General features: G+C 70.2%; 25 protein-coding genes and 1 pseudogene. 14 read left to right on the top strand and 12 right to left on the bottom strand.

What is annotated here, in order from left to right; translation table 11 throughout:
* Nucleotides 1–32 precede the first annotated feature (32 nt).
* The 3 genes from OG390_RS23730 to OG390_RS23720 all read right to left on the bottom strand — a co-directional run bounded on the left by OG390_RS23730 (nucleotide 33) and on the right by OG390_RS23720 (nucleotide 3,825).
* A complete protein-coding gene (locus OG390_RS23730) occupies nucleotides 33–1,361 on the bottom strand; it encodes a PP2C family protein-serine/threonine phosphatase (protein ID WP_399086053.1) in 1,329 nt (442 codons plus the stop codon).
* A 288-nt stretch (nucleotides 1,362–1,649) separates the two neighbouring features.
* Nucleotides 1,650–2,735 carry an NlpC/P60 family protein gene (locus OG390_RS23725; RefSeq protein WP_406170849.1) on the bottom strand — a complete coding sequence of 362 codons (1,086 nt, stop codon included), beginning with the start codon at nucleotides 2,733–2,735 and terminating at the stop codon, nucleotides 1,650–1,652.
* 277 nt (nucleotides 2,736–3,012) lie between these two features.
* The gene (locus OG390_RS23720) at nucleotides 3,013–3,825 is read right to left on the bottom strand and encodes a class I SAM-dependent methyltransferase (RefSeq protein WP_406170847.1); all 813 of its coding nucleotides are present in this window, start codon (nucleotides 3,823–3,825) and stop codon (nucleotides 3,013–3,015) included.
* A gap of 420 nt (nucleotides 3,826–4,245) precedes the next feature.
* On the opposite strand from OG390_RS23720, the gene mshA reads away from it, so the two are divergent.
* The 3 genes from mshA to OG390_RS23705 all read left to right on the top strand — a co-directional run bounded on the left by mshA (nucleotide 4,246) and on the right by OG390_RS23705 (nucleotide 7,936).
* Complete coding sequence (gene mshA, locus OG390_RS23715; RefSeq protein WP_406170845.1) at nucleotides 4,246–5,583, top strand: D-inositol-3-phosphate glycosyltransferase; 1,338 nt, start codon at nucleotides 4,246–4,248, stop codon at nucleotides 5,581–5,583.
* A complete protein-coding gene (locus OG390_RS23710; protein ID WP_406170843.1) occupies nucleotides 5,576–6,076 on the top strand; it encodes a YbjN domain-containing protein in 501 nt (166 codons plus the stop codon). The genes mshA and OG390_RS23710 overlap by 8 nt, the downstream gene beginning before the upstream one ends.
* Before the next feature lie 126 nt (nucleotides 6,077–6,202).
* Nucleotides 6,203–7,936, top strand: coding sequence for a glycosyl hydrolase family 28-related protein (locus OG390_RS23705; protein WP_406170841.1), 1,734 nt, complete (start codon nucleotides 6,203–6,205; stop codon nucleotides 7,934–7,936).
* Here the strand turns inward: OG390_RS23705 and OG390_RS23700 are convergent.
* Nucleotides 7,915–8,727 (bottom strand): AraC family transcriptional regulator, encoded by an 813-nt coding sequence (locus tag OG390_RS23700; RefSeq protein WP_406170840.1) that lies wholly within the window; start codon nucleotides 8,725–8,727, stop codon nucleotides 7,915–7,917. The genes OG390_RS23705 and OG390_RS23700 overlap by 22 nt on opposite strands.
* Before the next feature lie 49 nt (nucleotides 8,728–8,776).
* Between OG390_RS23700 and OG390_RS23695 the strand changes: the two genes are divergently transcribed.
* On the top strand, nucleotides 8,777–9,211 hold the full coding sequence (locus tag OG390_RS23695) for a DUF2000 family protein (RefSeq protein ID WP_406170838.1): 435 nt from the start codon (nucleotides 8,777–8,779) through the stop codon (nucleotides 9,209–9,211).
* Here OG390_RS23695 and OG390_RS23690 read toward each other — a convergent pair.
* Nucleotides 9,208–10,500 carry an MDR family MFS transporter gene (locus OG390_RS23690; RefSeq protein WP_406170836.1) on the bottom strand — a complete coding sequence of 431 codons (1,293 nt, stop codon included), beginning with the start codon at nucleotides 10,498–10,500 and terminating at the stop codon, nucleotides 9,208–9,210. The two genes, OG390_RS23695 and OG390_RS23690, sit on opposite strands and share 4 nt — an antisense overlap.
* 194 nt (nucleotides 10,501–10,694) lie before the next feature.
* Between OG390_RS23690 and OG390_RS23685 the strand changes: the two genes are divergently transcribed.
* On the top strand, nucleotides 10,695–11,456 hold the full coding sequence (locus OG390_RS23685; protein ID WP_406170834.1) for a phosphoglyceromutase: 762 nt from the start codon (nucleotides 10,695–10,697) through the stop codon (nucleotides 11,454–11,456).
* A 100-nt stretch (nucleotides 11,457–11,556) separates the two neighbouring features.
* Here the strand turns inward: OG390_RS23685 and OG390_RS23680 are convergent, their stop codons facing one another.
* Both OG390_RS23680 and OG390_RS23675 read right to left on the bottom strand, forming a co-directional pair.
* Nucleotides 11,557–11,838: a ribosomal protein L7/L12 gene (locus OG390_RS23680; RefSeq protein ID WP_406170832.1), complete on the bottom strand. Its 282-nt coding sequence runs from the start codon at nucleotides 11,836–11,838 to the stop codon at nucleotides 11,557–11,559.
* A 50-nt stretch (nucleotides 11,839–11,888) separates the two neighbouring features.
* A pseudogene (locus OG390_RS23675) lies at nucleotides 11,889–12,035 on the bottom strand (site-specific integrase); the annotation flags it as partial.
* On the opposite strand from OG390_RS23675, the gene OG390_RS23670 reads away from it, so the two are divergent.
* Nucleotides 11,964–12,413: a hypothetical protein gene (locus OG390_RS23670; RefSeq protein WP_406170830.1), complete on the top strand. Its 450-nt coding sequence runs from the start codon at nucleotides 11,964–11,966 to the stop codon at nucleotides 12,411–12,413. The pseudogene OG390_RS23675 and the gene OG390_RS23670 overlap by 72 nt on opposite strands.
* Before the next feature lie 169 nt (nucleotides 12,414–12,582).
* Here OG390_RS23670 and OG390_RS23665 read toward each other — a convergent pair whose 3' ends face one another.
* A complete protein-coding gene (locus OG390_RS23665) occupies nucleotides 12,583–12,735 on the bottom strand; it encodes a hypothetical protein (protein WP_399086014.1) in 153 nt (50 codons plus the stop codon).
* Between the two features lie 142 nt (nucleotides 12,736–12,877).
* Nucleotides 12,878–13,567, bottom strand: coding sequence for a phosphate signaling complex protein PhoU (gene phoU, locus OG390_RS23660; RefSeq protein ID WP_399086011.1), 690 nt, complete (start codon nucleotides 13,565–13,567; stop codon nucleotides 12,878–12,880).
* Nucleotides 13,568–13,836: 269 nt separating this feature from the next.
* On the opposite strand from phoU, the gene OG390_RS23655 reads away from it, so the two are divergent.
* Both OG390_RS23655 and OG390_RS23650 read left to right on the top strand, forming a co-directional pair.
* Nucleotides 13,837–15,114 carry a sensor histidine kinase gene (locus tag OG390_RS23655; RefSeq protein WP_399086008.1) on the top strand — a complete coding sequence of 426 codons (1,278 nt, stop codon included), beginning with the start codon at nucleotides 13,837–13,839 and terminating at the stop codon, nucleotides 15,112–15,114.
* The gene (locus OG390_RS23650; RefSeq protein WP_009340348.1) at nucleotides 15,111–15,791 is read left to right on the top strand and encodes a response regulator transcription factor; all 681 of its coding nucleotides are present in this window, start codon (nucleotides 15,111–15,113) and stop codon (nucleotides 15,789–15,791) included. The genes OG390_RS23655 and OG390_RS23650 overlap by 4 nt, the downstream gene beginning before the upstream one ends.
* Before the next feature lie 217 nt (nucleotides 15,792–16,008).
* Here the strand turns inward: OG390_RS23650 and OG390_RS23645 are convergent, their stop codons facing one another.
* The gene (locus OG390_RS23645; RefSeq protein WP_406170827.1) at nucleotides 16,009–16,680 is read right to left on the bottom strand and encodes a DUF461 domain-containing protein; all 672 of its coding nucleotides are present in this window, start codon (nucleotides 16,678–16,680) and stop codon (nucleotides 16,009–16,011) included.
* Nucleotides 16,681–17,466: 786 nt separating this feature from the next.
* On the opposite strand from OG390_RS23645, the gene OG390_RS23640 reads away from it, so the two are divergent.
* The 6 genes from OG390_RS23640 (at nucleotide 17,467) to OG390_RS23615 (ending at nucleotide 23,967) form a co-directional block, all read left to right on the top strand.
* On the top strand, nucleotides 17,467–17,949 hold the full coding sequence (locus OG390_RS23640) for a CarD family transcriptional regulator (protein ID WP_003953493.1): 483 nt from the start codon (nucleotides 17,467–17,469) through the stop codon (nucleotides 17,947–17,949).
* A 379-nt stretch (nucleotides 17,950–18,328) separates the two neighbouring features.
* Nucleotides 18,329–19,081, top strand: a complete 753-nt coding sequence (gene ispD / locus OG390_RS23635; RefSeq protein WP_406170825.1) for a 2-C-methyl-D-erythritol 4-phosphate cytidylyltransferase — start codon at nucleotides 18,329–18,331, stop codon at nucleotides 19,079–19,081.
* Complete coding sequence (gene ispF / locus OG390_RS23630) at nucleotides 19,071–19,574, top strand: 2-C-methyl-D-erythritol 2,4-cyclodiphosphate synthase (RefSeq protein ID WP_406170824.1); 504 nt, start codon at nucleotides 19,071–19,073, stop codon at nucleotides 19,572–19,574. Before ispD ends, ispF begins: the two co-directional genes overlap by 11 nt.
* Nucleotides 19,575–19,706: 132 nt before the next feature.
* Nucleotides 19,707–21,107, top strand: a complete 1,401-nt coding sequence (gene cysS / locus OG390_RS23625) for a cysteine--tRNA ligase (RefSeq protein WP_406170822.1) — start codon at nucleotides 19,707–19,709, stop codon at nucleotides 21,105–21,107.
* A gap of 101 nt (nucleotides 21,108–21,208) precedes the next feature.
* Nucleotides 21,209–22,150 (top strand): 23S rRNA (guanosine(2251)-2'-O)-methyltransferase RlmB, encoded by a 942-nt coding sequence (gene rlmB / locus OG390_RS23620; RefSeq protein ID WP_399085993.1) that lies wholly within the window; start codon nucleotides 21,209–21,211, stop codon nucleotides 22,148–22,150.
* A gap of 158 nt (nucleotides 22,151–22,308) precedes the next feature.
* A complete protein-coding gene (locus OG390_RS23615) occupies nucleotides 22,309–23,967 on the top strand; it encodes a DoxX family membrane protein (RefSeq protein ID WP_406170820.1) in 1,659 nt (552 codons plus the stop codon).
* 268 nt (nucleotides 23,968–24,235) lie between these two features.
* Here the strand turns inward: OG390_RS23615 and OG390_RS23610 are convergent, their stop codons facing one another.
* Together OG390_RS23610 and OG390_RS23605 are read right to left on the bottom strand one after the other, a co-directional pair.
* Nucleotides 24,236–24,967: an NDP-sugar synthase gene (locus OG390_RS23610; protein ID WP_406170818.1), complete on the bottom strand. Its 732-nt coding sequence runs from the start codon at nucleotides 24,965–24,967 to the stop codon at nucleotides 24,236–24,238.
* Nucleotides 24,968–25,095: 128 nt separating this feature from the next.
* The gene (locus OG390_RS23605) at nucleotides 25,096–25,545 is read right to left on the bottom strand and encodes a hypothetical protein (protein ID WP_406170816.1); all 450 of its coding nucleotides are present in this window, start codon (nucleotides 25,543–25,545) and stop codon (nucleotides 25,096–25,098) included.
* Nucleotides 25,546–25,751: the final 206 nt, after the last annotated feature.

Genomic DNA, 25,751 nt, shown 5'->3' with positions numbered 1-25,751 from the left:
ACATGGCCAACAAGCCCTGACGCGTACGGCGCTTACGGCGTCCTGTCCAGCAACAGCACCGCGACGTCGTCCGCCAACTCCCCGCCGTTGAGCTCGCGCACCTCGCTCACCGCCGCGCGCAGCAGCTCCTCGCCCTCCAGCCCCTGTGCGAGCTGGCGGCGGACCATGTCCACCATGCCGTCCTGGCCGAGCCGCTCCTTGCCCTCGCCGATGTGGCCCTCGATCAGGCCGTCGGTGTAGAGCATCAGGCTCCAGGCGGCGCCCAGTTCCACCTGCATACGCGGCCAGCGGGCGTGCGGCAGCAGGCCGAGTGCGGGTCCGTTGTTGTCGTACGGCAGCAGTTCCGCGGGCCGGCCCGGGCGGGCGATCAGCGGGGACGGGTGGCCGGCCAGGCAGAGCCCGGCGCGGCGGCCGTCCGGTGCTATGTCCACGGTGCAGACGGTCGCGAAGATCTCGTCGTTCTCGCGCTCGTGCTCCAGGACCTGCTGGAGCGTCGAGAGCAGTTCGTCGCCGCACAGGCCCGCAAACGTCAGCGCGCGCCAGGCGATGCGCAGCTCCACGCCGAGCGCCGCCTCGTCGGGCCCGTGCCCGCAGACGTCGCCGATCATCGCGTGCACGGTGCCGTCGGGCGTGCGGACGGTGTCGTAGAAGTCGCCGCCGAGCAGCGCACGGGAGCGGCCCGGGCGGTAGCGCGCGGCGAAGCGCAGCGGGGAGCCCTCCAGGAGCGGGGTCGGCAGCAGGCCGCGCTCCAGGCGCGCGTTCTCCTGGGCGCGCAGCTTTGACTCGGTGAGCCGTCGCTCGGCCTTGTCGGAACGTTTCCTCTCCACTGCGTACCGGATCGCGCGGCTCAGCAGCCGCCCGTCCAGCTCATCGCGGAACAGGTAGTCCTGGGCGCCGACGCGCACCGCCTCCGCGCCGCGCTCGGCGTCCCCGGACGCGGTGAGCGCGAGGACGGCGTGCCGCGGCGCGAGCCGCAGCACGTGCTTGAGCGTGGCCAGCTCGTCCTCGCCGCCGCCGGCCCGGCCGGGCGCGGGCAGCGCCAGGTCGAGCAGGATGCAGTGGACGTCGTCGGTCAGCAGCCGCTCGGCCTCGGTGAGGTTGCGGGCGGTACGGATACGGATCGGCTTGCCGGCGGCGTCGAGCATTTCGGGCACGCTGAGCGAACCCGCCGGGTCGTCCTCGATGACCAGCAGGGTCAGGTTGGTGGTGCTGTCGACAGGGGCAGTGGTGCGGGGCGCCGGAACTGTCCCGGCGGGGCCGCCGGTCGAGACTCCGGATGGGCCGCCGGGTGAGAACGCGGCTTGAGCCTGACCACTTTCCACGGCCGGGATCGCTCTCTGCCGCGGTACGGGTACGGGCATCGTCTGGGTTCCTTCCCTCCCCCCGAGGGCGTGGCGGGTCGAAGGTCCTCGAGCCGCCGACGGGGACCATAGCGTCACCGGGTGCCGCAACGGAATGGTGTGCGGCACGACGTCCGGCAAACAGCCACCGTCATATGCCGCATCCTGTAACGCACTTGGACAGGATGCGGCTCCCTCCGGGATGACGAAGGTCACGTCCCTGGGGTTGCGTGGGGAGGGCAACCGTGCGATAGGTCACGTGGGGCAGGTCACGCGGCGTGCGCCGACGCCGGCCACTCGTGAGGCGTGTCACGCGTCCGGCCGGACGACCCCCAGAATCCGCATCGAACCCGCACCCGTGATCGTCACCGTGCGCCCGGGCCGGGGCGCGTGCACGATCGCGCCGTCCCCTATGTACATCCCGACATGGCTGGCGTCGTCGAAATAGATGATCAGGTCGCCGGGGCGCATGTCCTTGATGCCGACGTGGGTGAGCTGCTTCCACTGCTCCTGCGAGGTGCGGGGAATGCCGTGTCCGGCGGACGCCCAGGCCTGTGAGGTCAGCCCCGAGCAGTCGTACGACCCCGGGCCCTCCGCTCCCCACCCGTAGGGCTTGCCGATCTGGTCGGTCGCGTACTTCACGGCCTTCTTGCCCTGCGCGGACGCCTTGCCGTTGATCTCCGCGAGGATGCCGGAGCTCAGCCAGGTCGTCTGCGCCTGGTAGGCGGCCTCCTCCTCCAGCTTCGCCAGCCGCTCCTTCTCCTTCTTCTCCAGCTGGGACTCCAGCTTTTCGGCGGCGGCGATCCGCTCCTTGATCTTCTTCTTGGCCTCGGCCTTGGTCTTGCGGTTGGCCTCCAGCTTCTTCCACTGGGCGGAGGCGTCCTTCGCGTACTGCCGCAAGTCCTGCTGGGTGCGCGTCATCTCGGCGAGCAGCCCCTTGGTCGCGTGCTCGCCCTGTCGCACGCGCCCCGCGCCGTCCAGGAACTCCTGCGGGTCGTCGCTCAGCCACAACTGCGCCTCGGGCGGCAGCCCGCCGCCGCGGTACTGCGCACGGGCGGCGGCACCCGCGCGGTTCTTCAACTTGTCCAGCTTCGCCTGGCCCTTGACGATCTCGCGGGCCAGATCGACGATCTCGGCGGACTGCTTCCGGGCCTTCTCCTCGGCGGCGTTGTACGCGTCCGTGGCCACCGACGCCTCGTGGTAGAGCTTGTCCAGCTTCTTGCGGACCGCTTCGAGGTCCTTGTTGCTCGCGGGCGTTGGTGTCGCGTTGGGGGTCCGGGTCGGTGTCGGTGTCGGGCTCGCGTACGCCACTGTGGGTGTCGCGAGCACCGCGCAGGCACATGCGCAGGCCAGGGCCATGGCCGCCGTGGTCAGGCTCCGCTTGCCGGGTCCCATTACTCAGCCCCCAAACTGATTTACCGTCAGTAACTTACGGACGCCTGGGGGATCGTGCCATGTCGACGCGCAATGCGACAGAGGTGGGCAAGAACTCCCCTCTCTCGGCCCAACTCGGCGCCCCTCCGTCGGCCTAACTCCCCACCCTCTCCGGCCCGCTCCCCTTCCGCTGCCCGGATCCGGCAGGACGATCTCCCCGCCTGTGTGACGAACCGGTCACGGAGATCGTTCCCCGCAGGTCAGGCCACCCCGGTCGGACATGTTCCTCGATCCGCGATCACGCGCACGGCGCCAACGCCTCCCAGCGCACCGTGACTTCGCCCTGCCGCCAGCGCGTCACACCGTCCGTGACCGGCCAGTCGGCGGTCAGCTCACGGACCGTCCGGATCCAGCGTTGCCGGGCGCCGTACGAGGCGTAGGGCGCGGCGGCGGCCCAGGCGCGGTCGAAGTCGCGCAGGAAGGCGTGCACCGGCTCACCCGGGACATTGCGGTGGATGAGAGCCTTCGGAAGGCGTTCGGCGAGGTCGGACGGGCGGTCCAGGGAGCCGAGGCGGGTGGCGAAGGTGACCGTGCGGGGGCCCTCCGGGCCGAGGGCGACCCATACGTGCCGGCGGCCGATCTCGTCGCAGGTGCCTTCGACGAGCAGGCCGCCCCGGGAGCCCCGGCCCGCCGGCGCGAGGCGTGCGCACAGGCGCTGCCAGACCTCGGTGACCTGGTCCTCGTCGTACTGGCGCAGCACGTTGGCCGCGCGGATGAGGGCGGGGCTGCCCTGTACCGGCACCTCGAAGCCGCCGTGCCGGAAGGCGAGACCGTCGCGCTCGTACGGGCGGGCGGCGGCGACTCGGGCCGGGTCGATCTCGACGCCGACCACGTGGGTGCGGGGGGCGGTGGTGCGCAGCCGTGTCAGCAGTTCCACCGCCGTCCAGGGGGCCGCGCCGTAGCCGAGGTCGACCGCCACGGGGGTGGCGGCGTGGCGTAGTTCGGCGCCGTGCGTCGCTGCGATCCAGCGGTCCATGCGGCGGAGGCGGTTGGGGTTGGTGGTCCCGCGTGTCACGGTTCCCACGGGGCGGGAAGCTGCGCGGGCTGTCATACGTACGAGGGTATGCGCCCGTTCGGGGGCACCCCTGCGCCGGTGCCGAGGCCGGGGGATTTCCGCCCCCTCCGCCCCTTGGCCGTCCCATCCCCGGGGCTCTGCCCCAGGCCCCGTTCGCGCAGTTCCCCGCGTCCCTGAAGCAGCTCCCCGCTCCCCTGAAATAGGGGCGCGGGGAGCTGCGCGAACAGCTCCCACCCACCCGCAGCCGAAAGGCTGGGTCGGGACGGGCAGGGGGGAGGGGGCGAAAACACATCCACGCCGCACCGCACGGCCCCGCGCCCCCCATTCTCGAACGGTTGAGCGACAGCCGGTAATGATTCGGCAAAGAGGAAATGGAGCAGCGCCCTCCGGCGTTCCTGCTCTCGGAGGGCGCGTGCGTCCTGCGACCGGCATGCCCGCAGCGAGGAGGAACGCCACGTGAGCCAGTACGTCAGCAGGCTCGGGCGACGCTCCCCGGCGGCGTCCGCACGGCTCAGGCTGCACCGCAGGCCCCGTCGCGTGGCGATGCTCTCCGTGCACACCTCACCGCTGCACCAGCCCGGCACGGGCGACGCGGGCGGGATGAACGTCTACATCGTGGAGCTCGCCCAGCGCCTCGCCGCGATCAACATCGAGGTCGAGATCTTCACCCGGGCCACCACGGCCGCCCTGGCGCCGACCGTCGAGCTCGCCCCCGGCGTCCTCGTCCGGCACGTCGACGCGGGCCCCTACGAGGGCCTCGCCAAGGAAGACCTGCCCGCCCAGCTGTGCGCCTTCACGCACGGCGTCATGCAGGCCTGGGCCGGCCACCGCCCCGGTTACTACGACCTCGTGCACTCGCACTACTGGCTCTCCGGCCACGTCGGCTGGCTCGCCGCCGAGCGCTGGGGCGCGCCTCTGGTGCACGCGATGCACACCATGGCCAAGGTCAAGAACGCCGCGCTCGCGGAGGGCGACACTCCCGAGCCCGCCGCTCGCGTCATCGGCGAGACCCAGATCGTGCGCGCCGCCGACCGCCTCATCGCGAACACCGCGGAGGAGGCCGACGAACTCGTACGACACTACGAGGCCGACCCCGGCAAGGTCGCTGTCGTCCACCCGGGCGTGAACCTGGACCGCTTCCGCCCGGCCGACGGCCGCGCCGCCGCCCGCGCCCGCCTCGGGCTCCCGCAGCACGCCCTGATCCCCCTCTTCGCGGGCCGCATACAGCCCCTGAAGGCGCCCGACGTGCTGCTGCGCGCCGTCGCCGTCCTGCTCGACGAGCGTCCCGAGCTGCGCGGCAACATCGTCGTCCCCGTAGTGGGCGGTCCCAGCGGCAGCGGTCTTGCCAAGCCCGAGGGGCTGCAGAAGCTCGCCGCGCGGCTCGGCATCGCCGACGTCGTGCGCTTCCGGCCGCCCGTCGGGCAGGAGCAGCTCGCGGACTGGTTCCGGGCGGCGTCGGTGCTGGTCATGCCCTCGTACAGCGAGTCCTTCGGGCTGGTGGCCATCGAGGCGCAGGCGGCGGGTACGCCGGTGCTCGCGGCCGAGGTGGGCGGGCTGCCGGTGGCGGTCCGCCACCAGGAGACCGGCTTCCTCGTCCCCGGGCACGATCCCGTCGACTACGCGCGCGTGCTGCGTGATTTCGCGGACGACGCGCGGCTGTCCGTCCGGATGGGCGCCGCCGCGGCGTGCCATGCGGAGCACTTCGGGTGGGACACCGCGGCCGCGGTGACGGCGGACGTGTACACGGCAGCGATGCAGGCCCACCGGCGTCGCGTACGCTCCCACCATGGCTGACGTACAGCAGGCGGCACAGGTCATCGAAGGGGTCCTCAAGGACGCCGAACTCGAATGGGAAAGCCCTGAGCCCGGCAACTACGTGGTGAAGCTCCCCGGCACCCGGAAGCTGTCGACGACCGTCTCACTGATCGTCGGCAGGCACTCGCTGTCGCTGAACGCGTTCGTGGTCCGGCACCCGGACGAGAACCAGGAAGCGGTCCACCGCTGGCTTCTGGAGCGCAATCTCAAGCTCTACGGGGTCAGTTACGCGGTCGACTCCCTCGGGGACGTCTATCTGGTCGGCAAGCTGCCGCTGGCCGCGGTCGCGCCGGACGAGATCGACCGCCTCCTCGGCTCGGTCCTCGAAGCCGCCGACGGCTCTTTCAACACCCTCCTCGAGCTCGGCTTCGCCTCCGCGATCCGCAAGGAGTACGCCTGGCGGGTGTCCCGCGGTGAGTCGACCCGCAATCTGGACGCGTTCACTCACCTGACTCAGCGTCCCGCCAACTGACCGCCCTCAGTCACTAATTAGCCGCTGCGCGACCCCTTCCCTGCCTGCGGCACCCGTGGCATGCTCACCGCCGACGCAGATCTGAACGTCGTTCACATCCATGGAAACGATGGAAGGCGGACGGGTATGAGCACGGGCAGGGGTACGGGGATGGGCAACGCGCATAGGGGCATCACCAGACGGCGCCTGCTCGGCAGCGCCACAGCCGTGGCGGCCGTCGCCGTGACCGGCGGAACGGCGACGGCCGCCGCATCACCCGCACAAGCCGCAGAAGCCGCGCAAGCGGCACAACAGGGTCAAGTCCCGGCCCTCTGGCACGAGTTCACCCGCACCCCCTTCACCCACCCGCAGATCCCGTACATCGGCAGGTCCGGCCGCGATGGCGGGGCGGCGCGCTTCCCCCGCCGCCCCGTCGTGGCCGACGTACGCGACTACGGAGCCGTGGCGGACGACGGCACAACGGACTGTGCCCCCGCGATCAACCGTGCCATCGCTGCTGCCGGGAGGGCCGGCGGTGGCACGGTTCTCATCCCACCCGGCACCTTCCGCATCGACGACCTGATCCGCATCGGGCACTCGAACGTCGTCCTGCGCGGCGCCGGCAGCGAGCGCACGAAGCTGTACGCGACCAAGAACCTCACCGAGCTGATCGGCGTCTACGGATCCCGTTACGGCGGCGACAAGTCGTCCTGGTCCTGGGCGGGCGGGCTCGTCTGGCTCTGCCCGGCGGACCGTTTCGCGACGCTGACGACCGCCATCAAGGCCAAGGCCTGGCCCTTCGAGGGCTGGACCGGCAACAAGCGCGACGAGTGGGAGACGCTGACGACTCTCGCGCCCGCGCGTCAGGGCTCCTGGACGGTGACCGTCGCGGACGCCGAGAGGCTGCGGCCCGGCGCGCTCGTCCTCCTCCGCCTCGCCGACGACGCCGACCACACGCTCCTGGAGCACATGGCGGGCGGCGGTCCGGGCCCCGAGGCGTACTACTGGGACGACAAGACGAAACTGACGTCGTACGTCCCCTACGAGTGGCCCGTCCGCATCGCGCACGTCCACGGCCGCAAGGTCACCCTCGAACGCCCGCTCCCGCTCGACATACGCCCCGAATGGGACCCGCGCCTGACCACCCACGTACGGGAGTTGACCGGCTCGGGGGTCGAGGGACTCACCCTGGAAGCGGTCGAGACGCCGCAGTCCCCGCACCTCCTGGACAAGGGCTACAACGGGGTCGTGTTCCAGTGCGCGTACGACTGCTGGGCCGACGACATCGTCGTACGCCATGTGGACAACGGATTCGGTCTCGTCGCGGCCTCCGCCTGCACCCTGCGCCGTACGACGGTCGCGGGCCGCGGCTCGCACCACCCGTACTTCTGCCGCGAGGGCTCGCACGACAACCTCGTCGAGGACTTCACGATCGAGCAGCGCACGGTGCCGGCCCCCGCCGGAACCCAACTCCACGGCATCAACGTCGAGGGTCTGTCCTCCTACAACGTCTGGTCGCGCGGCGACATGCGGATGGGCACGTTCGACTCCCATCGCGGGCTGCCCTTCGCCAACGTCCGCACGGACATCACCGTCGACAACAACGGCCGTCACGGCGGCGACGCCAGTGCGGGCCCCCTCTTCGGCGCCCGCTTCACACACTGGAACATCCGGGTGACCAACGGCCGCGCGGGCCTGATGAAGATCGACGGCCTCGCGCCCCACTCCGCCACCGTCGGCATCGACGAGGTGACGGAGTTCGACCAGATCGACGTACCCGACTTCACCGGAGACCTGCACTCCCGCCTGGAGCTGTACGGGAGCACGGACGTCGTACGCCCGCGCAATCTGTACGACGCTCAGCGCGAGCTGGAGCGGTAGCGACCGGGGGAGACCCCCACCAACCGCCTGAAGTGGCGCGTCAGATGGGACTGGTCGTAGAAGCCGGTCGCGGTCGCCACCTCGGCCGGTTTTCCGCCCTCCAGGAGGAGCCGGCGGGCGCGGTCGACGCGGCGGGACATCAGGTACTGGTGCGGTGCGATGCCGTACGCGCCGCTGAACGCCCGTACCAGGTGGGCGGGGTGGGCGTGCACGAGCGCCGCCGCCTCGTCGAGGGCGATGCCCTGGACGAGGCGCTCGTCGAGGAGTTCGCGCAGGCGATGGGCGAGCGGGCGGTCGGCCCGCGTCTCCTCGACGAGCCGCGGCCGCAGGTGCCCCCGCAGCCGCTCGGCGATCAGGGTCAGCCTGCTCTCGGCCTCCAGCTCGTCCCCGGGATGCGCGAGCACCGTGTGCAACTGCCCGACGCGGCGCCGCAGTACGGGATCCACCAGGTCGGGACCGTCCACCGCGGGTCCGATGAGACTCTCGTCGAGCCGGCTCAGGTCGAGATACAGGACCCGCTTGCGAAAGCCGTGCTCGGTGACCGGCGACCCGTTGTGCGGGACGTACGGCGGAAGCAGCGACACCGTGTCGTGCGGAGTGCCGTGCTCATGCCGGTCGAGGTCGTACCGCACGGCGCCGTCGTCGACGATCAGCAGCGTCCACGCCTCGTGCACGTGCATGGGGTACGCGTACTCGGTGTAGTGGGCGTGGAAGACCTCCACGACACCCGGAACGCGCGGGCGCCACGCGGTGATCTCCCGCTGAGCGGCCTGATGGGCCTGAGGGGCCATGCAAAGAACGTACAAGACGACGTCGTACGGCGTTCGAGAGTCTCGACGCATGAACACCTCGACCCCTGAACCCGTCCGCTTCGACACCAAGATCGCCGTCCTGCTGCGGGACGACCTGGAGCCCTGGCAGCGACTCAATGTGACCGCTTTTCTGGTCAGCGGGCTCGGGACGGTCCTTCCCGAGGTGATCGGCGAGCCGTACGAGGATGCCGACGGCACCCCGTATCTGCCGATGTTCCGCCAGCCCGTGCTGATCTTCGAGGGCGCGAAGGAGACCTTGACCGCCGCGTACGGCCGCGCGCTGTCCAGGGCGCTGCCGCGCGCGGTCTTCACGTCCGATCTGTTCGCCACGGGCAACGACCGTGACAACCGGGCGGCCGTACAGGCCGTGCCGACGGGAGAGCTGGATCTGGTCGGGCTCGCGGTGTACGGGCCGCGGAACGCGGTGGACAAGGTGCTGAAGGGGGCCCGGATGCATCCCTAGGGGGTGGCGCTGCCGACCTCGGTCTGCGCGGAGGCGGGGGCGGGGGTGGAGACGATGGCGGTGGCCGGCGCGGCCGGCGGCGTCGGCTCCTCCGCCGGAAGCCGTCGCATCAGCATGCCGTAGCCGAGGCCCGCCGCAGTGCCGACCACCGCGCACAGCCCCCACAGCCACTCCGCGCCGAACCGGTCGATGACCAGGCCGGACATCAGAGGCGCGATGAGTGCGGCGAGTGACCAGGACAGGGTGTACATGCCCTGATAGCGGCCGCGGCCGTGCACGGGGGAGAGGCGGACCACCAGACCCGTCTGGGTCGGCGCGTTGACGATCTCGGCCAGGGTCCACACGCAGACGGTGAGGGCGAAGACGCCGACCGAGCCGGCGAAGGCGGTGAGCCCGAAGCCGTATCCGGCGAGCAGCGACGAGACGACCAGCAGTCGTCGCGCGTCCCGGTGCTCGATGAAACGGGTGACCGGGATCTGGAGCGCGACGATCAGGACGCCGTTGACGGCGATCGCCATGCCGTAGTCGGCCGGGGTGAAGCCTGCCTCGCCCATCGCGACCGGGAGTCCGACGGAGCCTTGCTGGAAGACGAGGGCGACCAGGAAGGACAGCCCGACGACGCTCATGAAGCGGCCGTCGCGCAGGACGGTGCCGAGGCCGACGGCGGGTTCGGAGGCGGCCTTGGCCGTGAGGGACGGCCTGGACTCGGGCAGCTTCGCGAAGACGACGAGCGCGCAGACGAGGGTCATGCCGGCCTCGATGAGGAATCCGGCGAGGTAGCTGAACTCGGCGATGAAACCGGCTGCCATGGAGGAGACGGCGAAGCCGAGGTTGATGGCCCAGTAGTTGAGGGAGAAGGCGCGGACGCGATCCTCGGGCCGGACGATGTCGGCCATCATCGCCTGCACGGCGGGCCGCGAGGCGTTCGAAGCCATACCCACCAGGAAGGCGACCGCGGCGATCGCCACCGGGTGGTGCATGAAGCCGAGCAGCGCGACCGAGGCGGCCGTCGACAACTGCGCGATGAGCAGGGTGGGCCGCCGTCCGAGCCGGTCGGTCATCACACCGGCGCCGAGCGAGGAGACGACACCGCCGAGCCCGTGCAAGGACGCCACCAGGCCGGCGTACGAGGCGGAGTACCCGCGGTCGAGCGTCAGGTACAAAGCCATGAAAGTAGCGACAAACACCCCAAGTCGGTTGACCAGGGTGCTGGTCCACAGCCACCAGAACTCGCGGGGGAGCCCCGAGACGGTCTCTCGGGCGGCGCGTCTCATGACGGCGAGTGGCATGGCTGGTCCCCCACGGGTGTCTTGCGGCCTGACGGGTGTAAGTGGCTCAGGCGGTGAGCACAACTTACGAGCCGGAGAGGCCGGGGAGCCACTCAATTAACAGAAGCCGTCAACCGACGGGCTTCCAGGGGGGCGAGTGTCCGGCTTGCGGGCAGGCGAGCGGCGGGACGAAGGCTTCCATTACGCTCGGACATATGGCCGACGCACCGTACAAGCTGATCCTCCTCCGCCACGGCGAGAGCGAATGGAACGCGAAGAACCTGTTCACCGGTTGGGTGGACGTCAATCTCAACGAGAAGGGCGAGAAGGAGGCAGTCCGCGGCGGTGAGCTGCTCAAGGACGCCGGCCTGTTGCCCGACGTGGTCCACACCTCGCTCCAGAAGCGCGCGATCCGCACCGCGCAGCTCGCCCTCGAGGCCGCCGACCGCCACTGGATCCCGGTCCACCGCTCCTGGCGCCTGAACGAGCGGCACTACGGTGCCCTGCAGGGCAAGGACAAGGCGCAGACGCTCGCCGAGTTCGGCGAGGAGCAGTTCATGCTGTGGCGCCGCTCCTACGACACCCCGCCGCCCCCGATCGAGGACGGCTCCGAGTTCTCCCAGTCGGACGACCCGCGCTACGCCTCCATCCCGCCGGAGCTGCGCCCCCGCACGGAGTGCCTGAAGGACGTCGTCGTCCGCATGCTTCCGTACTGGTACGACGGCATCGTCCCCGGCCTCCTCGCCGGCCGCACGGTCCTGGTCGCGGCCCACGGCAACTCGCTGCGCGCCCTGGTCAAGCACCTCGACGGCATCTCCGACGCCGACATCGCGGGCCTGAACATCCCCACCGGCATCCCCCTCTCCTACGAGCTCGACGCCGACTTCAAGCCCCTCAACCCGGGCGGCACCTACCTCGACCCGGAGGCCGCGGCGGCCGCCATCGAGGCGGTCAAGAACCAGGGCAAGAAGAAGTAAGACGACGCCAACAAGCCCCCTGTCTGCGGGTTCTCCGCGGGTAGGGGGCTTGTTGCTGTGCTGGGGCCGTCTCTGGGTCGTGAGGTGCTTGACCGGGCCGTCAGGCGGCAGGGCCGGAGGAGTGGGGTCCCGGTTGTTGCCGTACCTCAGCCAGAGCTCCAGCTCCGCGCAGTGCCGTGACCGCGATCTCGGCGGTCTCCTCGGGAAGGCCGTCGAGGATCAAGACGGGTGCTTGATCCACCAGAACCTTGCTGCGCCAGAGGCTCAGTCCAGTCAACCCACGCACGACCTGGGCGACGTCAAGGACACGGGTGCCCGGGTCGACGAGCACCACGTCGTTGGGCGCGTCATCACAGACCAAGGTGACGTACTCGACTTCCATCCTTGCTCCCCTCCCGTTCCGACCAGGAGCGTAGGGCGTCCCTGGCCATCTCAGCCTCCGGATGTCGCATCTCCGAAGACGGCAGCCACTCCCTTGCGGGTGCGCTCCTGGCTGGACGGCATGAGGTGCGTGTACACACGGAGCGTCAGACCCGGGTCCGAGTGGCCCAGGTACTCGGCGAGGGCCTCGATGTTCTCTCAGGCGCCCTCGGGCGGTTGTACTCCGACAAGTTCGGGCTGTCCGTGATCTGCCTGCGGATCGGCAGCTTCGAGCGTGCGCCCTCCGAACCACGGCATCTGGCGACGTGGTTGAGCCCGCGCGACGCCGTCGGCTACATCCGGGCCGCGCTGACCGCTCCGCCCTCCACCCGCTTCGCCACGGCATATGCCGTCTCCGCCAACACCCGCCGCTTCTGGGAGCTCCCCGAACCGACGCTGCTCGACTACGCCCCCGTCGACGACGCCGAACTCCACGCCGGAGACATCCCTGGGGCAGACCTCCCGGCCGACCCGGCCGCACCCCAGGCCGGCCCCTACGCCTTGCCCGAGTTCACCCTCGAGCACCTCCGCCCCTGACGCGCGCACAGATCGCCAGGCCACCACTTGTGCGCCCGCATCAGCTGGTCGGCCGTGATGCCCGCCCTTTCGTGGCGCAAGTCGCCGGGAGGTAGAAGGGCACATTCAAGGGCATGCAGAAGGGCCCCGCCGTGATGACGGCGGAGCCCTTCTGTATGCGCCTATGCCGTCAGCCGCACTGGCAAGGATTGCCGGACTGGCAGCCGCACCCGCAGCCGGAGCCGCAGCCGCAGGCGCCGAACAAGGGGAGGCTTTTGATGTCGGCGGGCTGCTCGGTGTCACGGTCCTGCGTCGGGTCGGGCGTGCTGGGGGATTCGGTCATGGGTCCCTCCTTCAGGCACGAAGGTGTGCGAGGCACACTGCGCCGCACAGCTCCTGTCGCCCATTTGATGCCCACTGAGGCAGGCGCATCAACGGCGCACACTCGGCGCACTGAGGCTTCCACGCGCCCCCGGGGGCGGAGGTCAGGCCCCCTCCACCCCCGTCACCGGCTGGATGTCCGGCTGCAGATCGTCCGCGTGCTCGCCCGTCACCAGGAACACGACCCGCTTGGCGACCGCCACCGCGTGGTCGGCGAAGCGCTCGTAGTAGCGGCCGAGCAGGGTGACGTCGACGGCCGTCTCGATGCCGTGCTTCCAGCGGTCGTCCAGCAGGTGCTGGAAGAGCGTGCGGTGCAGCAGGTCCATCTCGTCGTCATCCTGCTCCAGCTGGAGGGCGAGGTCGACGTCCTTGGTGATGACGACCTCGGCCGCCTTGGCCATCAGGCGCTGGGCAAGTTGGCCCATCTCCAGAATCGTGGCGTGCAGGTCGTGCGGGACCGCACGCTCGGGGAAGCGCAGCCGGGCCAGCTTCGCGACATGCTGAGCCAGGTCGCCGGAGCGCTCCAGGTCGGCGGACATACGCAGCGAGGTGACGACGATACGGAGATCCGTCGCCACCGGCTGCTGGCGGGCCAGCAGGGCTATCGCCCGGGCCTCCAGCTCGTGCTGAAGATCGTCGACCTTCTGGTCGGCCGCGATGACGCTCTCGGCCAGCTTCAGGTCGCCGTCGAGGATGGCCGTCGTGGCGCGTCCGATCGCCGACCCGACAAGCCGGGCCATCTCGACCAGGCCCTCGCCGATCGAGTCCAGTTCCTCGTGGTACGCGTCCCGCATCAGGTTGTCCCTCTCTTACGTCAGCTTCGGGGGTTCCGGGGGCCGGGTCCCGCCATGACCATGGGACATGCGCCACTGGACATGACCACCGGACATGAGCTCCGGACAGGCCCGTTAACCCCACGCTCCCACGTTCCGGCCCGTACGCGTCCGTTTCAGTCACCCCAAATGAACCATCCCTAGCTCCTAGGTGAACTCTGGGCGACGAGTGTTCGAGGTCGCACCCGGATGGCTGTGGCCAGCGGTGACGACATGCCTAACCTGGATGCATGGACGTGAACGCGGCGGTCGCCGCAGCGGCAGCGATCGCCGGAGTGCTCACCGGTGTCATCGCCATGCTGGCGTTCCGCTGGAGCGAGCGCGACCAGAAACGCCCGACCCGCACTTCACTGCATACGGACCCGGTGCTTCCGCCGGGTGTCGACACCGTGCTGTCCGTGCTCCGGTCCTCGGCCGTCGTGCTCGACGAGGCGGACGCCGTGGTCAAGGCCAGCTCGGCCGCGTACGCCCTCGGGCTGGTGCGCGGCGGCAAGCTGGCCGTCGAGCCGATGCTCCAGATGGCGCGTGACACCCGTCGGGACGGGGAGATACGTCAGGTGGAGCTGGATCTGCCGAGGAGGGGGACGGGGAGGGGAGAAGCCCTCGCAGTCTCGGCGCGCGTGGCGCCGCTCGGCTCCCGGCTCGTGCTGCTCCTCGTGGAGGACCTGACGGAAGCGCGGCGCATCGAGGCCGTACGACGCGACTTCGTCGCGAACGTCAGCCATGAGCTCAAGACACCCGTCGGCGCGCTCTCCCTGCTCTCCGAGGCCGTCATGGACGCCTCGGACGACCCGGAGGCCGTCGAGCGCTTCGCCGGACGTATGCAGATAGAGGCCACCCGCCTCACCAACCTCGTACAGGAACTCATCGACCTCTCCCGGGTCCAGAACGACGACCCCCTCGAGGACGCCGAGCCCGTACGGGTCGACGAACTCGTCGCCGAGGCGATCGACCGCTGCCGCCACCAGGCCGGCACCAAGCAGATCACCATGGCCGCGGGCGGCACCGCCGACCTGAGCATCTGGGGGAACAGGGGCCAGCTGGCCGCCGCCCTCGGAAACCTCGTCGAGAACGCCGTCAACTACTCGCCGGCTCGCACCCGCGTGGGCATAGCCGCGCGCCGGGTGACCGCCCCCGGCGGAGACCTCATCGAGATCGCCGTGACCGACCAGGGCATCGGCATCTCGGACAAGGACAAGGAGCGCATCTTCGAGCGCTTCTACCGCGTCGACCCGGCCCGTTCCCGCCAGACCGGCGGTACGGGCCTCGGCCTCGCGATCGTCAAGCACGTGGCCGCCTCGCACGCCGGGGAGGTCACGGTATGGAGCTCCGAAGGTCAGGGCTCCACTTTCACCCTGCGGCTGCCGGAGGCGGGCGCGGCCCGCGACCGCGCGAACGAACACCACATGCCCGGACTCGACGAAGAGGACGAGACCGAGCAGCCCGACGGGACGACCACCGTCTCATCCCCGTACGAACCGCTTCCTGCTCCGGAGGTCCTTCCGTGACCCGTGTGCTCGTCGTCGAGGACGAGGAGTCCTTCTCCGACGCCCTGTCGTACATGCTCCGCAAGGAGGGCTTCGAGGTCGCCATCGCGACCACCGGGCCCGACGGACTCGACGAGTTCGAGCGCAACGGCGCCGACCTCGTCCTCCTCGACCTGATGCTGCCGGGGCTGCCCGGTACGGAGGTGTGCCGCCAGCTGCGCGGCCGCTCCAACGTCCCGGTGATCATGGTCACCGCCAAGGACAGCGAGATCGACAAGGTCGTCGGGCTGGAAATAGGAGCCGACGACTACGTCACCAAGCCCTTCTCCTCCCGCGAGCTGGTCGCCCGTATCCGGGCCGTCCTGCGCCGCCGCGGGGAGCCGGAGGAGGTCACCCCGGCCGCTCTGGAGGCCGGGCCCGTCCGCATGGACGTCGACCGCCACGTGGTCACCGTCTCCGGCTCCAAGGTCGACCTCCCCCTGAAGGAGTTCGACCTCCTGGAGATGCTGCTGCGCAACGCGGGCCGTGTGCTGACCCGCATGCAGCTCATCGACCGGGTGTGGGGCGCCGACTACGTCGGCGACACCAAGACCCTCGACGTCCACGTCAAGCGCCTGCGCGCCAAGATCGAGCCGGACCCGGGCGCGCCGCGCTACCTGGTGACGGTGCGAGGCCTCGGCTACAAGTTTGAACCCTAAGTCGCCGGACTGCTACGGTAGGTGACCCTCGCCGTCGGGTGGACGGAGAGGCTAAACGCCTGTGGAGCCTTGGTAAGACCCGGGGAAACCTGGGCGCGACGCCGTGAAGCAGGAATCCCGTTGAGGGTGCACCAAAAGTTCGAGCCGTAAAGGCTGAGAACCGCCGAGGGCGGGAACCGATAACCAAGGTTCCCGCCCTAGTCGTGTGCGGCGTCGCTTACTGACCGGAAGCCGACGCGGTCGCCGTGGCCGTCGCGCTCGACGACGCCGCGTCCGTGGGCGTGCCCGACACGGACTGGGACGGGGAGCCCGAGGCCGACTCGGACGGCTTGGTGCCCGCGGACCCGGTCGCGGAGGCCCCCGGCGCCGCCGGGATGTTGCTCGGGCCCCACTTGGAGAAGTAGCTCTCGGCCGGGACCACGAAGGCGCTCAGCTTCACGTCGCCGGCCTTGCTGAACGCGAACGCGACCTGGCGCACGCTGCCGTCCTGGACGGCCTCGTGACCGTTGGGCAGCACGGCGGAGGCGTTGCCCTCGCCGCCGATCAGGAGCGAGCCGCCGGCCGGGACGACGAGCTTGCCGGTGCCCTTGGCCGGCTTGAGCTGGGCGGCCGTGCCGCTGCTCGTGAGGGTGATCGAGTCCAGGGTCTCGTCGGTGCGCCCGTTGTTGAAGAGGGTCGCGGAGACCACGGCCGGACCGGTCGACTGCAGGTCGGGCTGGGTGATGACCAGGGCGTTCTGGATCTTGATGTCGCCGACGGTGGTCGCCGCGTTGTCCGGCTTGACCTCCAGCGTCTGTGCGTCGTTGCCGGCACCGCACGCGGCGAGCGAGGCGATCGAGAACACGATGGCGGCGGCGGCGAGAGCGCCGCGTCGAAGGCTGCTGCTCACGGCGGCGGCAACTCCTTGAACGTGGGCGAAGCAGGGCGACTTCGTTGTAAAGCCGCCCTAAGGGTCTGTCAGCGGCCTTAGGTTACCGAGCCGTTCCCGTGCCGCCGCACCCGACCCGCCTCTAAGAGCCTGTGTCACGTCCCCGGCCGGGTGCACGCCGCCTGGCACGCGCGCTGCCGCGTTGCCGAAACGCCCTGGTTGGTCCGCTGTGCGGACGCTCCGGCGCCTTGCGATCGCGAGTACCGGACGACATGCGCTGATCCGGCCGGGGATGTGACACAGGCTCTGAGCGCCGACGGGCATCGTTGCGCCGGGTGTGCGCCCCGTCCGGCGCGTGCTTCGCCGCCGCTTCATGAACTACTTTGGCGACGTGCTGGTCCGCCATTCACATAAGTACCCCCGGCATCCGCTTGCGGATTTCACGCAGGGAATGCGTGGCGGTGCAGAAAATCGATCTTCGGTCCGAGATCGGTGACCGTGATCAATTCCGGATTCGTCTCGTACTCGACTCCGGTCACCGAACGGAGTAGCGGAAGTCTCGCTCTTGGAGTAGGACAAACCGGTACGTTCGGACCCTGGTCAGCGGCTTCCGTTGTCTGTAACGTGCGCGTTTCACTTCCCTTGGACAGCCGCTCCGACCTGCGAATACCCTCTTCCGCTCACCCCTCGCAGCACGTTCCTGTTGCGGTTGTCAAGCCCCGAGATATGCCCTGACCTGCGAAAACGCCATTCAGAAGACGCCGTTTCCGTGTTACCCTGGATAGCCACGGAAGGGGTACCTGTCACATGACGTTCAAGGTTGGCGACACCGTGGTCTATCCCCATCACGGGGCCGCGCTGATCGAGGCCATCGAAACTCGCCAGATCAAAGGCGTGGACAAGACCTACTTGGTGCTGAAGGTCGCCCAGGGCGACCTGACGGTGCGTGTGCCAGCGGACAATGCGGAGTTCGTCGGCGTGCGTGATGTGGTCGGTCAGGACGGGCTGGACCGGGTCTTCGAGGTGCTGCGCGCGCCGTACGCCGAGGAGCCCACGAACTGGTCGCGTCGTTACAAGGCAAATCTGGAGAAGCTCGCCTCCGGCGATGTCATCAAGGTCGCAGAAGTCGTGCGTGACCTGTGGCGTCGTGAGCGTGAGCGTGGACTCTCCGCCGGTGAGAAGCGCATGCTCGCCAAGGCCCGCCAGATCCTGGTGAGCGAGCTCGCCCTCGCGGAGAACACGAACGAGGACAAGGCCGAGGCCCTGCTCGACGAGGTTCTCGCGTCCTGACGCAGGCAGTCGCCGAGGCGGTCGTCGTCCCGGCGCACACAGTCGCCGAGACGGCAGTCGTCTTGACGTACGCACAAGCCCGCGCAGCTGCGCAATGAAATGCCGCGGTGCCCGATGACGCAATTGCTGTCGCCGGGCGCTGCGGCATGTTCGTACCCACTTCGTACTCGCGCCCACTCGGAATATTGGATGTTCACTCGGTATACGTATACCGGTGTATCCAAATACCTGGCGTACCGGGCCCGGGTTCGGCTCGACCGGATGTCACGGAAGGGTCCCCGGTCAAGGCGTCGCGCCCGGCACTCCCCCAGCTCCCCGAGCAGGGGGTACCCCCAGGCCATACCCACCCCGGCCGAGCACACAAACCTGACAGGAACCGATGTCTGACGATTCGCGCCCCTCGCCTTCGGGATCGCGTACGGCGGCCGTGATTCCGGCCGCCGGCCGGGGCGTGCGCCTCGGCCCCGGCGCCCCCAAGGCGCTCCGCTCGCTGAACGGCACCCCGATGCTCGTTCACGCGGTCCGCGCGATGGCCGCGTCCCGCGCCGTCTCGCTGGTCGTCGTCGTGGCCCCGCCCGACGGCGCGGCCGAGGTGAAGACGCTGCTCGACGCGCACGCGCTGCCCGAGCGCACCGACTTCCTGGTCGTCCCCGGCGGGGACAGCCGCCAGGAGTCCGTGAAATACGGACTCGACGCGCTGCCGCCCGGCATCGACGTCGTTCTCGTGCACGACGCGGCCCGGCCGCTCGTGCCCGTCGACACCGTGGACGGTGTCATCGAGGCCGTACGGGAGGGGGCCCCCGCCGTCGTTCCGGCGCTGCCCCTCGCCGACACCGTCAAGGAGGTCGAGCCCGCAGCCGTCGCCGGTGCGCCGGAGCGCGTCGTGGCCACGCCCGAGCGGGCGCGGCTGCGCGCCGTGCAGACGCCGCAGGGGTTCGACCGCGAGACGCTCGTACGCGCCCACGAGACCGTCACCGACAACGTGACCGACGACGCGAGCATGGTCGAGCAGCTGGGGCTGCCGGTGGTCGTGGTGCCCGGGCACGAGGAGGCGTTCAAGGTGACGCGCCCGCTGGATCTCGTACTCGCGGAGGCCGTTCTGGCGCGGCGGAGGCTGAACGATGGGTTCTGAGCGGCCTGATGTGCCCGTACTTCCGCAGGTCGGCATCGGTACCGACATCCACGCCTTCGAGGACGGGCGGGAGCTGTGGTGTGCCGGGTTGCTGTGGGAGGGGGAGGGGCCCGGGCTCGCGGGGCACTCCGACGCGGATGTCGTCGCGCATGCCGCGTGCAATGCGCTGTTCTCCGCTGCCGGGCTCGGTGACCTCGGTGCCCACTTCGGGACCGGGCGGCCCGAGTGGTCCGGTGCCTCGGGCGTCACGCTGCTGACGGAGGCGGCGCGGATCGTGCGGGCGGCGGGGTTCGTCATCGGCAATGTCGCCGTGCAGGTCGTCGGGCCGCGTCCGAAGATCGGGAAGCGGCGGGACGAGGCGCAGAAGATTCTGTCGGACGCGGTGGGGGCGCCGGTGTCGGTCTCCGGTGCCACGACGGACGGTCTTGGTTTCCCCGGGCGGGACGAGGGGCTGATGGCGGTGGCCACGGCACTGGTGGCACGGGCGACCTGAGCGGGGGTTTGTTCGCCCCACCGGCCGTCGCACACGCCTTTGACGTCAGCGGCGGCCCCCGTATGTCACGAATACGTGCCCCTTGCGGTGGAGGGTCGCGGGGCACTGCCCGGGGGCCACTACCCTGGAGTGGTGACTATTCGCCTGTACGACACCAGCGCCCGGCAGATCCGTGACTTCACCCCGCTCGTGCCGGGTTGTGTCTCGATCTACCTGTGTGGCGCCACCGTGCAGGCCGCACCGCACATCGGGCACATCCGCTCGGGCCTCGACTTCGACATCATGCGCCGCTGGTTCGAGTACCGCGGCTATGACGTGACGTTCATCAGGAACGTCACGGACATCGACGACAAGATCATCACCAAGTCGGCCGACCAGAGCCGCCCTTGGTGGGCGATCGGGTACGAGAACGAGCGGGCGTTCAACGACGGTTACGACGTGCTCGGGTGCCTCCCGCCGTCGTACGAGCCGCGCGCCACCGGGCACATCACCGAGATGATCGAGATGATGCGCGGTCTCATCGAGCGCGGTCACGCGTACGAGGCCGACGGGAACGTCTACTTCGACGTGCGGTCCTTCCCCGAGTACCTCCGGCTGTCCAACCAGGAGCTGGACAACCTGCTCCAGCCGTCCGGCGAGGGCGAGACCGGCAAGCGGGACCCGCGCGACTTCGCGATGTGGAAGGCCGCCAAGCCGGGGGAACCGAGTTGGGAGACGCCGTGGGGACGCGGGCGCCCCGGCTGGCACCTGGAGTGCTCCGCCATGGCGCACAAGTACCTGGGCTCCGCCTTCGACATTCACGGTGGCGGGCTCGATCTGATCTTCCCGCACCACGAGAACGAGATCGCGCAGGCCAAGGCCTTCGGCGACGAGTTCGCCAAGTACTGGGTGCACAACGCCTGGGTCACCATGAGCGGCGAGAAGATGTCCAAGTCCCTGGGCAACTCCGTCCTCGTGAGCGAGATGGTCAAGACGTGGCGGCCGATCGTGCTGCGGTACTACCTCGGCACGCCGCACTACCGCTCGATGATCGAGTACAGCGAAGAGGCCCTGCGCGAGGCCGAGTCGGCGTTCGCGCGGATCGAGGGCTTCGTGCAGCGGGTGGTGGAGAAGGCCGGGGGAGTCGTCGAGCCCGCGCCCGAGGTGCCGCCGGCCTTCGCCGAGGCCATGGACGACGACCTGGGTGTGCCGCAGGCGCTCGCCGTGGTGCACACGACCGTGCGGCAGGGGAACTCCGCCCTCGCCGCCGACGACAAGGAAGCCGCCGTCGCCCGCCTCGCCGAGGTACGGGCCATGCTCGGCGTCCTCGGGCTCGACCCGCTCGACCCGCACTGGGCCGGTGAGGGCGACCGGGGCGAGGATCTGCACGGCGTCGTCGACACCCTCGTACGCCTTGTGCTCCAGCAGCGTGAGGCGGCGCGCAGCCGTAAGGACTGGGCGACCGCCGACGCCATCCGGGACCAGCTCAACCAGTCCGGTCTCGTGATCGAGGACGGCCCGCAGGGGCCGCGCTGGACGCTCGGGCCGCGCTGAGCTTTTCTTGATCGATTGTGCCGCCCGGCTCTCCGGGCGGCACACTCATATACGACACTCGAAATACGTACGTACGCACGCTTCACACAGACAGGTAGGTCATGGCCGCTAACAACCGCCGCATGTCCGGCAAGAAGGGCGCGCAGGTCGGCAGTGGCGGCCAGCGACGCCGGGGCCTCGAAGGCAAGGGCCCGACCCCGCCCGCCGAGATGCGCAAGGGGCACAAGAAGAACCGCATCGCCACCGCCAAGGCCAAGCAGACCGCGCGCCGTCCCGCGCCGCGCGGCCGCGGCGGCAAGGGCACGTCCGAGATGGTCGTCGGGCGCAACCCGGTCGTCGAGGCGCTGCGCGAGGGCGTGCCGGCCGTCACGCTCTACGTGCAGCAGTTCATCGACAACGACGAGCGGGTACGGGAAGCTCTTCAGCTCGTCGGTGAGCGTGGTGGCATCCACCTCATGGAGGCGCCGCGCCCCGAGCTCGACCGTATGACCAACGGGCTCAACCACCAGGGCCTCGTCCTCCAGGTCCCGCCGTACGAGTACGCGCACCCGGAGGATCTCGCCGCCGCCGCGTACGACGAGGGCCAGGACCCGCTGATCGTCGCCCTCGACGGTGTGACCGACCCGCGCAACCTCGGTGCCGTCGTCCGGTCCGTCTCCGCCTTCGGCGGCCACGGTGTCGTCGTGCCCGAGCGGCGCGCGGCGGGCATGACCGCCGGCGCCTGGAAGACGTCCGCCGGCACCGCGGCCCGTACGCCCGTCGCCCGGGCGGCCAACCTGACGCGGGCCCTTCAGGCGTACAAGAAGGCGGGCCTCATGGTGGTCGGTCTCGCCGCGGACGGTGAGGTCGAACTCGGCGAGCTGGAGGCCCTGGGCGGCCCCGTCGTCATCGTCGTCGGCAGCGAGGGCAAGGGGCTGTCGCGGCTCGTCGGCGAGACCTGCGACTTCCGGGTGCGGATTCCGATGCCGGGTGGCGCGGAGTCGCTGAACGCCGGTGTGGCAGCGGGAGTTGTGCTGTACGAGGCAGCCCGCCGCCGCGCCTGAAGCGCCTGAACAGCCGCGCCGGGTGGGCCCGGTGCGGCTGAACGGATGGGTGCTGAGCCACCCGCGTGGGGCGATCCGGACGACCGTGATGACCTTGACGCGGTCCGGACAGATCGACGCGGTCAAAGCAGTGTCCTAAGCACACGTCACTCGGTTAGATGAGTGTGGACACCAGAACACCCCGCACACCCACGGGGGACCGCTCGTCGGGATTCGACGACGCTCCCGCGCTGAGCATGGTGAAGGTGCCGAGCGATCCGGCGCAGGTCATCGTCAATCATGCGAGCTTCCGCGTGCAGCTAGGCGCCGCGCAGCGGAACCAATCCTCGCGTCTCGCACGGCACTTGAGCTCCACCGACGACACCGCGCGGATCCCCGCGGTCGGTACGGCGGGCAGAGCGGGCGCGGCCGGTTCGGCCCGCCGCCGCGCCCCCGTCGTCTGGAGCGGGAAGTCCGCGCCGGACGACACGGGCGCCCACCGGCTGCTGCAGGCCGTACGGAGTACCAGCCTGCGCCACGGTGCGGTCGACCCGATGGGCGACGCCGGCGCGACCCAGGTCATCCCGCGCATCGACGAGCACGGCTACGACGTGGACCTGACCGTCGAGACGGTGGAGACACCCCTCGTCGGCAGCCAGCGCACCCGTTCCCCCGAAACCGGCCAGGCCCCCCTGCTGCCGCACATGCGCACGGTGGGCAGCACGTACGACGAACCGGCCTACAGGGGCGGGGAGTTCGAGGAGGAGGCCTTCGAGGAGGGCGAGGAAGAGGAAGGCGAGGCGCGCGGCAGGCGCCACGGCGCGGACCCTGTCCGGCATGCCTACTACCCCGGCCGCCGCATGAACCTCGGGGTCGTGCTGCTTCCGCTGCGCGTCTTCCTCGGGTTCATCTCCATCTACGCCGGCATGGGCAAGCTCTGCGACCCGCTCTACTTCGACGGCGGCAAACGCGGCTCCATGGTGAAGTGGCTGAACACCCTGCACCCCTGGGAAGTCGCCGAGCCGCTGCGGCAGTTCGCGCTCCATCACCCCGTCGGTGCCGGGCTCGTCATCGCCTTCTTCCAGGTCATCGTGGGCGTCCTCACGGTGCTCGGCCTGTGGCAGCGGGTAGCCGCCGTCGTCGGCGCGTTGCTGTCGGCCGCGCTCATCGTCACCGTCAGCTGGAAGACCGTGCCCGCGTATGACGCGCCGGACATCATCTACCTCGCCGCCTGGTCGCCGCTGATCATCGCGGGTGCCCCCGTCTACTCCGTCGACGGGCGCCTGGCGAGCGAGGCCTGGCGCAGGCTCGGGCCGCGCGCCGACATCTGGGAGCTGCGGTACCGAGTACTGCGCCGCGGCACGCTCGTCTCGGCCGTCGTCGTGGGCCTCACGCTGCTCGTCGGCTCGCTCCTCGGCGGCGCCGTCCGCGACGCCGACCGGGTCGTCGTTCCAGGACCCGGCGAGGCCCCGCGCAACGAACTGCCCGGCTCACCGCTCCCCGAGACGCCCGGCAGGCGCCACCACACGGTCACCCCGTCGGCCTCCGAGGCGCCCACCCGGGGCGGCACCTCGTCCCCGTCGGGCGCGGCCACCACGCCCGGCGCGGTCCGCGAGACCGGTGGCGCGGCCAGCAGCGGTCCCAGCCAGACCCAGGGCAGCGGCCAGGCCCCGCCCCAGCAGTCCGCACCGGTGGAGCAGGCCCCGAGCACCACCGCGGGCCCGACGTCCAGCGGCGGCACGTCGAGCGGCGGCTCCACGGGCGGCTCTTCGGGTGGCGGCTCCGGCAGCGGCGGCTCTTCGGGGCAGCCGGGGCTGGTGGGTGGCCTGTTGGGGTAGGCGGGCCGGTGGGCGGCATCCTGAAGCAGCCCACCGGCTGATACGACGACGAAGGGGTCCCGCACGGTCGTTGTGCGGGACCCCTTCGACGTACCGGAAGCGTCGTCTGAGCGGCTTCAGGGAAGTGAGGCACGCCCCCACGCCGCCCGGCCCGGCACCTCGCCGCACTGCCACATCACCCAAGGACATCCAGTACGAGGGCGACGCGGCAGCACGCCGATGCACCGCACTGGACGACGCGGAAACGCACCCACTCCCGCGAGGCCGCTCAGCGCCCCAGCGCCGCGAGCTCCCTAGCCGCTTCCCGCAGGTCCTTCGCCGTGTCGATGGCGCGCCAGTACGCGCCCTGGGGAATCGGGAAGCCGGCCAGGCGGCGCTCGCGGGCCAGCCGGGGGAACGTGGTGCGCTCGTGGTCGCCGCGCTCGGGGAGCATGTCCGCGAAATCGGGGGAGAAGACGTAGACGCCCGCGTTGATCTCGTACGTGGTGGGCGGGGACTCGATGAAGTCCGTCACGCGGCCGAAGCCGTCCGTCTTGACGGCGCCCCACGGGATGCGGGGGCGGGCGAGGGCGAGGGTCGCGGCCGCGTCGCGCTCGGTGTGGAAGTCCGCCATGTCGCGCAGCGAGAAACGGGTCCAGATGTCGCCGTTCGTCGCGTACCACGGCTGGTCGGGGTGGGGGAGGTGCGCGGCGGCGTACTTGAGGCCGCCGCCGCGGCCGAGGGGCTCCGTCTCGACGACCGTCGTGACGTTGACGGGCAGGTCGGCCGAGTCCAGCCACTTCTGGAGGACCTCGGCGAGGTGGCCGCAGGAGACGACGACATCGGTCACGCCCTCTTCGGCGAGCCAGGTCAGCTGGTGGCCGATGATCGGGGTCCCGGTGCCGGGGATCTCGACCATCGGCTTGGGCCGGTCGTCGGTGTAAGGACGCAGCCGGGAGCCCTGGCCGCCGGCCAGGACAACGGCTTGAACGGGGCGCGACGCGGCGTTCGGATCGGTCATGACCGAACTGTACGTCGCGCCCTGCTCGCGCCTTCTGGCGGCAACCGTTGCTTAATCAGCCGTTACCAGAGGGTCCCGAATCCGCCCTTTCACGGCGGTCGGAGGTAAGCGGCCCGGAAGTGCGAGGGTCAGAAGTGTGTGGCCGCGACCCCCGAGGCGAAGGACGTGTCGCAGACGGGGCGGGCGAAGGACTGGGCGCGCGTCGGGCCGTAGGCGCGGACCGCGGCGCGGCCCAGGGCGCGGGCGATGGCGACGCAGTGCTTCGCGAGCGACGGGCGCTCGTTCACCGCCTCCTGAAGGTGGGTGAGCGCGATGCCCGGGTCCTTCTCCTGGAGCTCCAGCAGCAGCTTGTCCCGCAGGACCTCCTGCGGGGCGCGGTTGACGGCTCGCGTGGAGACATCTTCGGAGGACGCGGTGAGCACCGAGTTCGAGGGATTCCCCGACCAGTTGACTCGGGTGACCGCGAGGGTCCCGGAGAGCACCAGGACGACAGGCAGAACGAGGGCGAGGGTGCGGCCGATCCGGCGGGCGGGGCCACGGCCACGCCGGGTCCGTTGGTTAGTGGTGGAGTGCTTCACGCGAGTGAGGGTAGCGCGGGGTGATGATTTGGCGACATTTAGTCACCGGTTCGGGGGATAAGGAAGCGGCGGTTTTTGGGTAGTGCGTTGACGCACACGTATCGAAATGCCCGGTCTGCCGGGGTATTTGTCGACAACGAAGAGGGCCCCGCAGCAGGCTGCGGGGCCCTCTTCGTCAACTTGGGTGAATTCCACCCCTACGGGGT

It is taken from the genome of Streptomyces sp. NBC_00996 (genome assembly GCF_045162675.1).
In the GTDB taxonomy this organism is placed as follows: Bacteria; Actinomycetota; Actinomycetes; order Streptomycetales; family Streptomycetaceae; genus Streptomyces.
The sequence above is the reverse complement of the archived record's forward strand: the minus strand, read 5'-3'. Positions and strand labels throughout refer to the sequence as shown.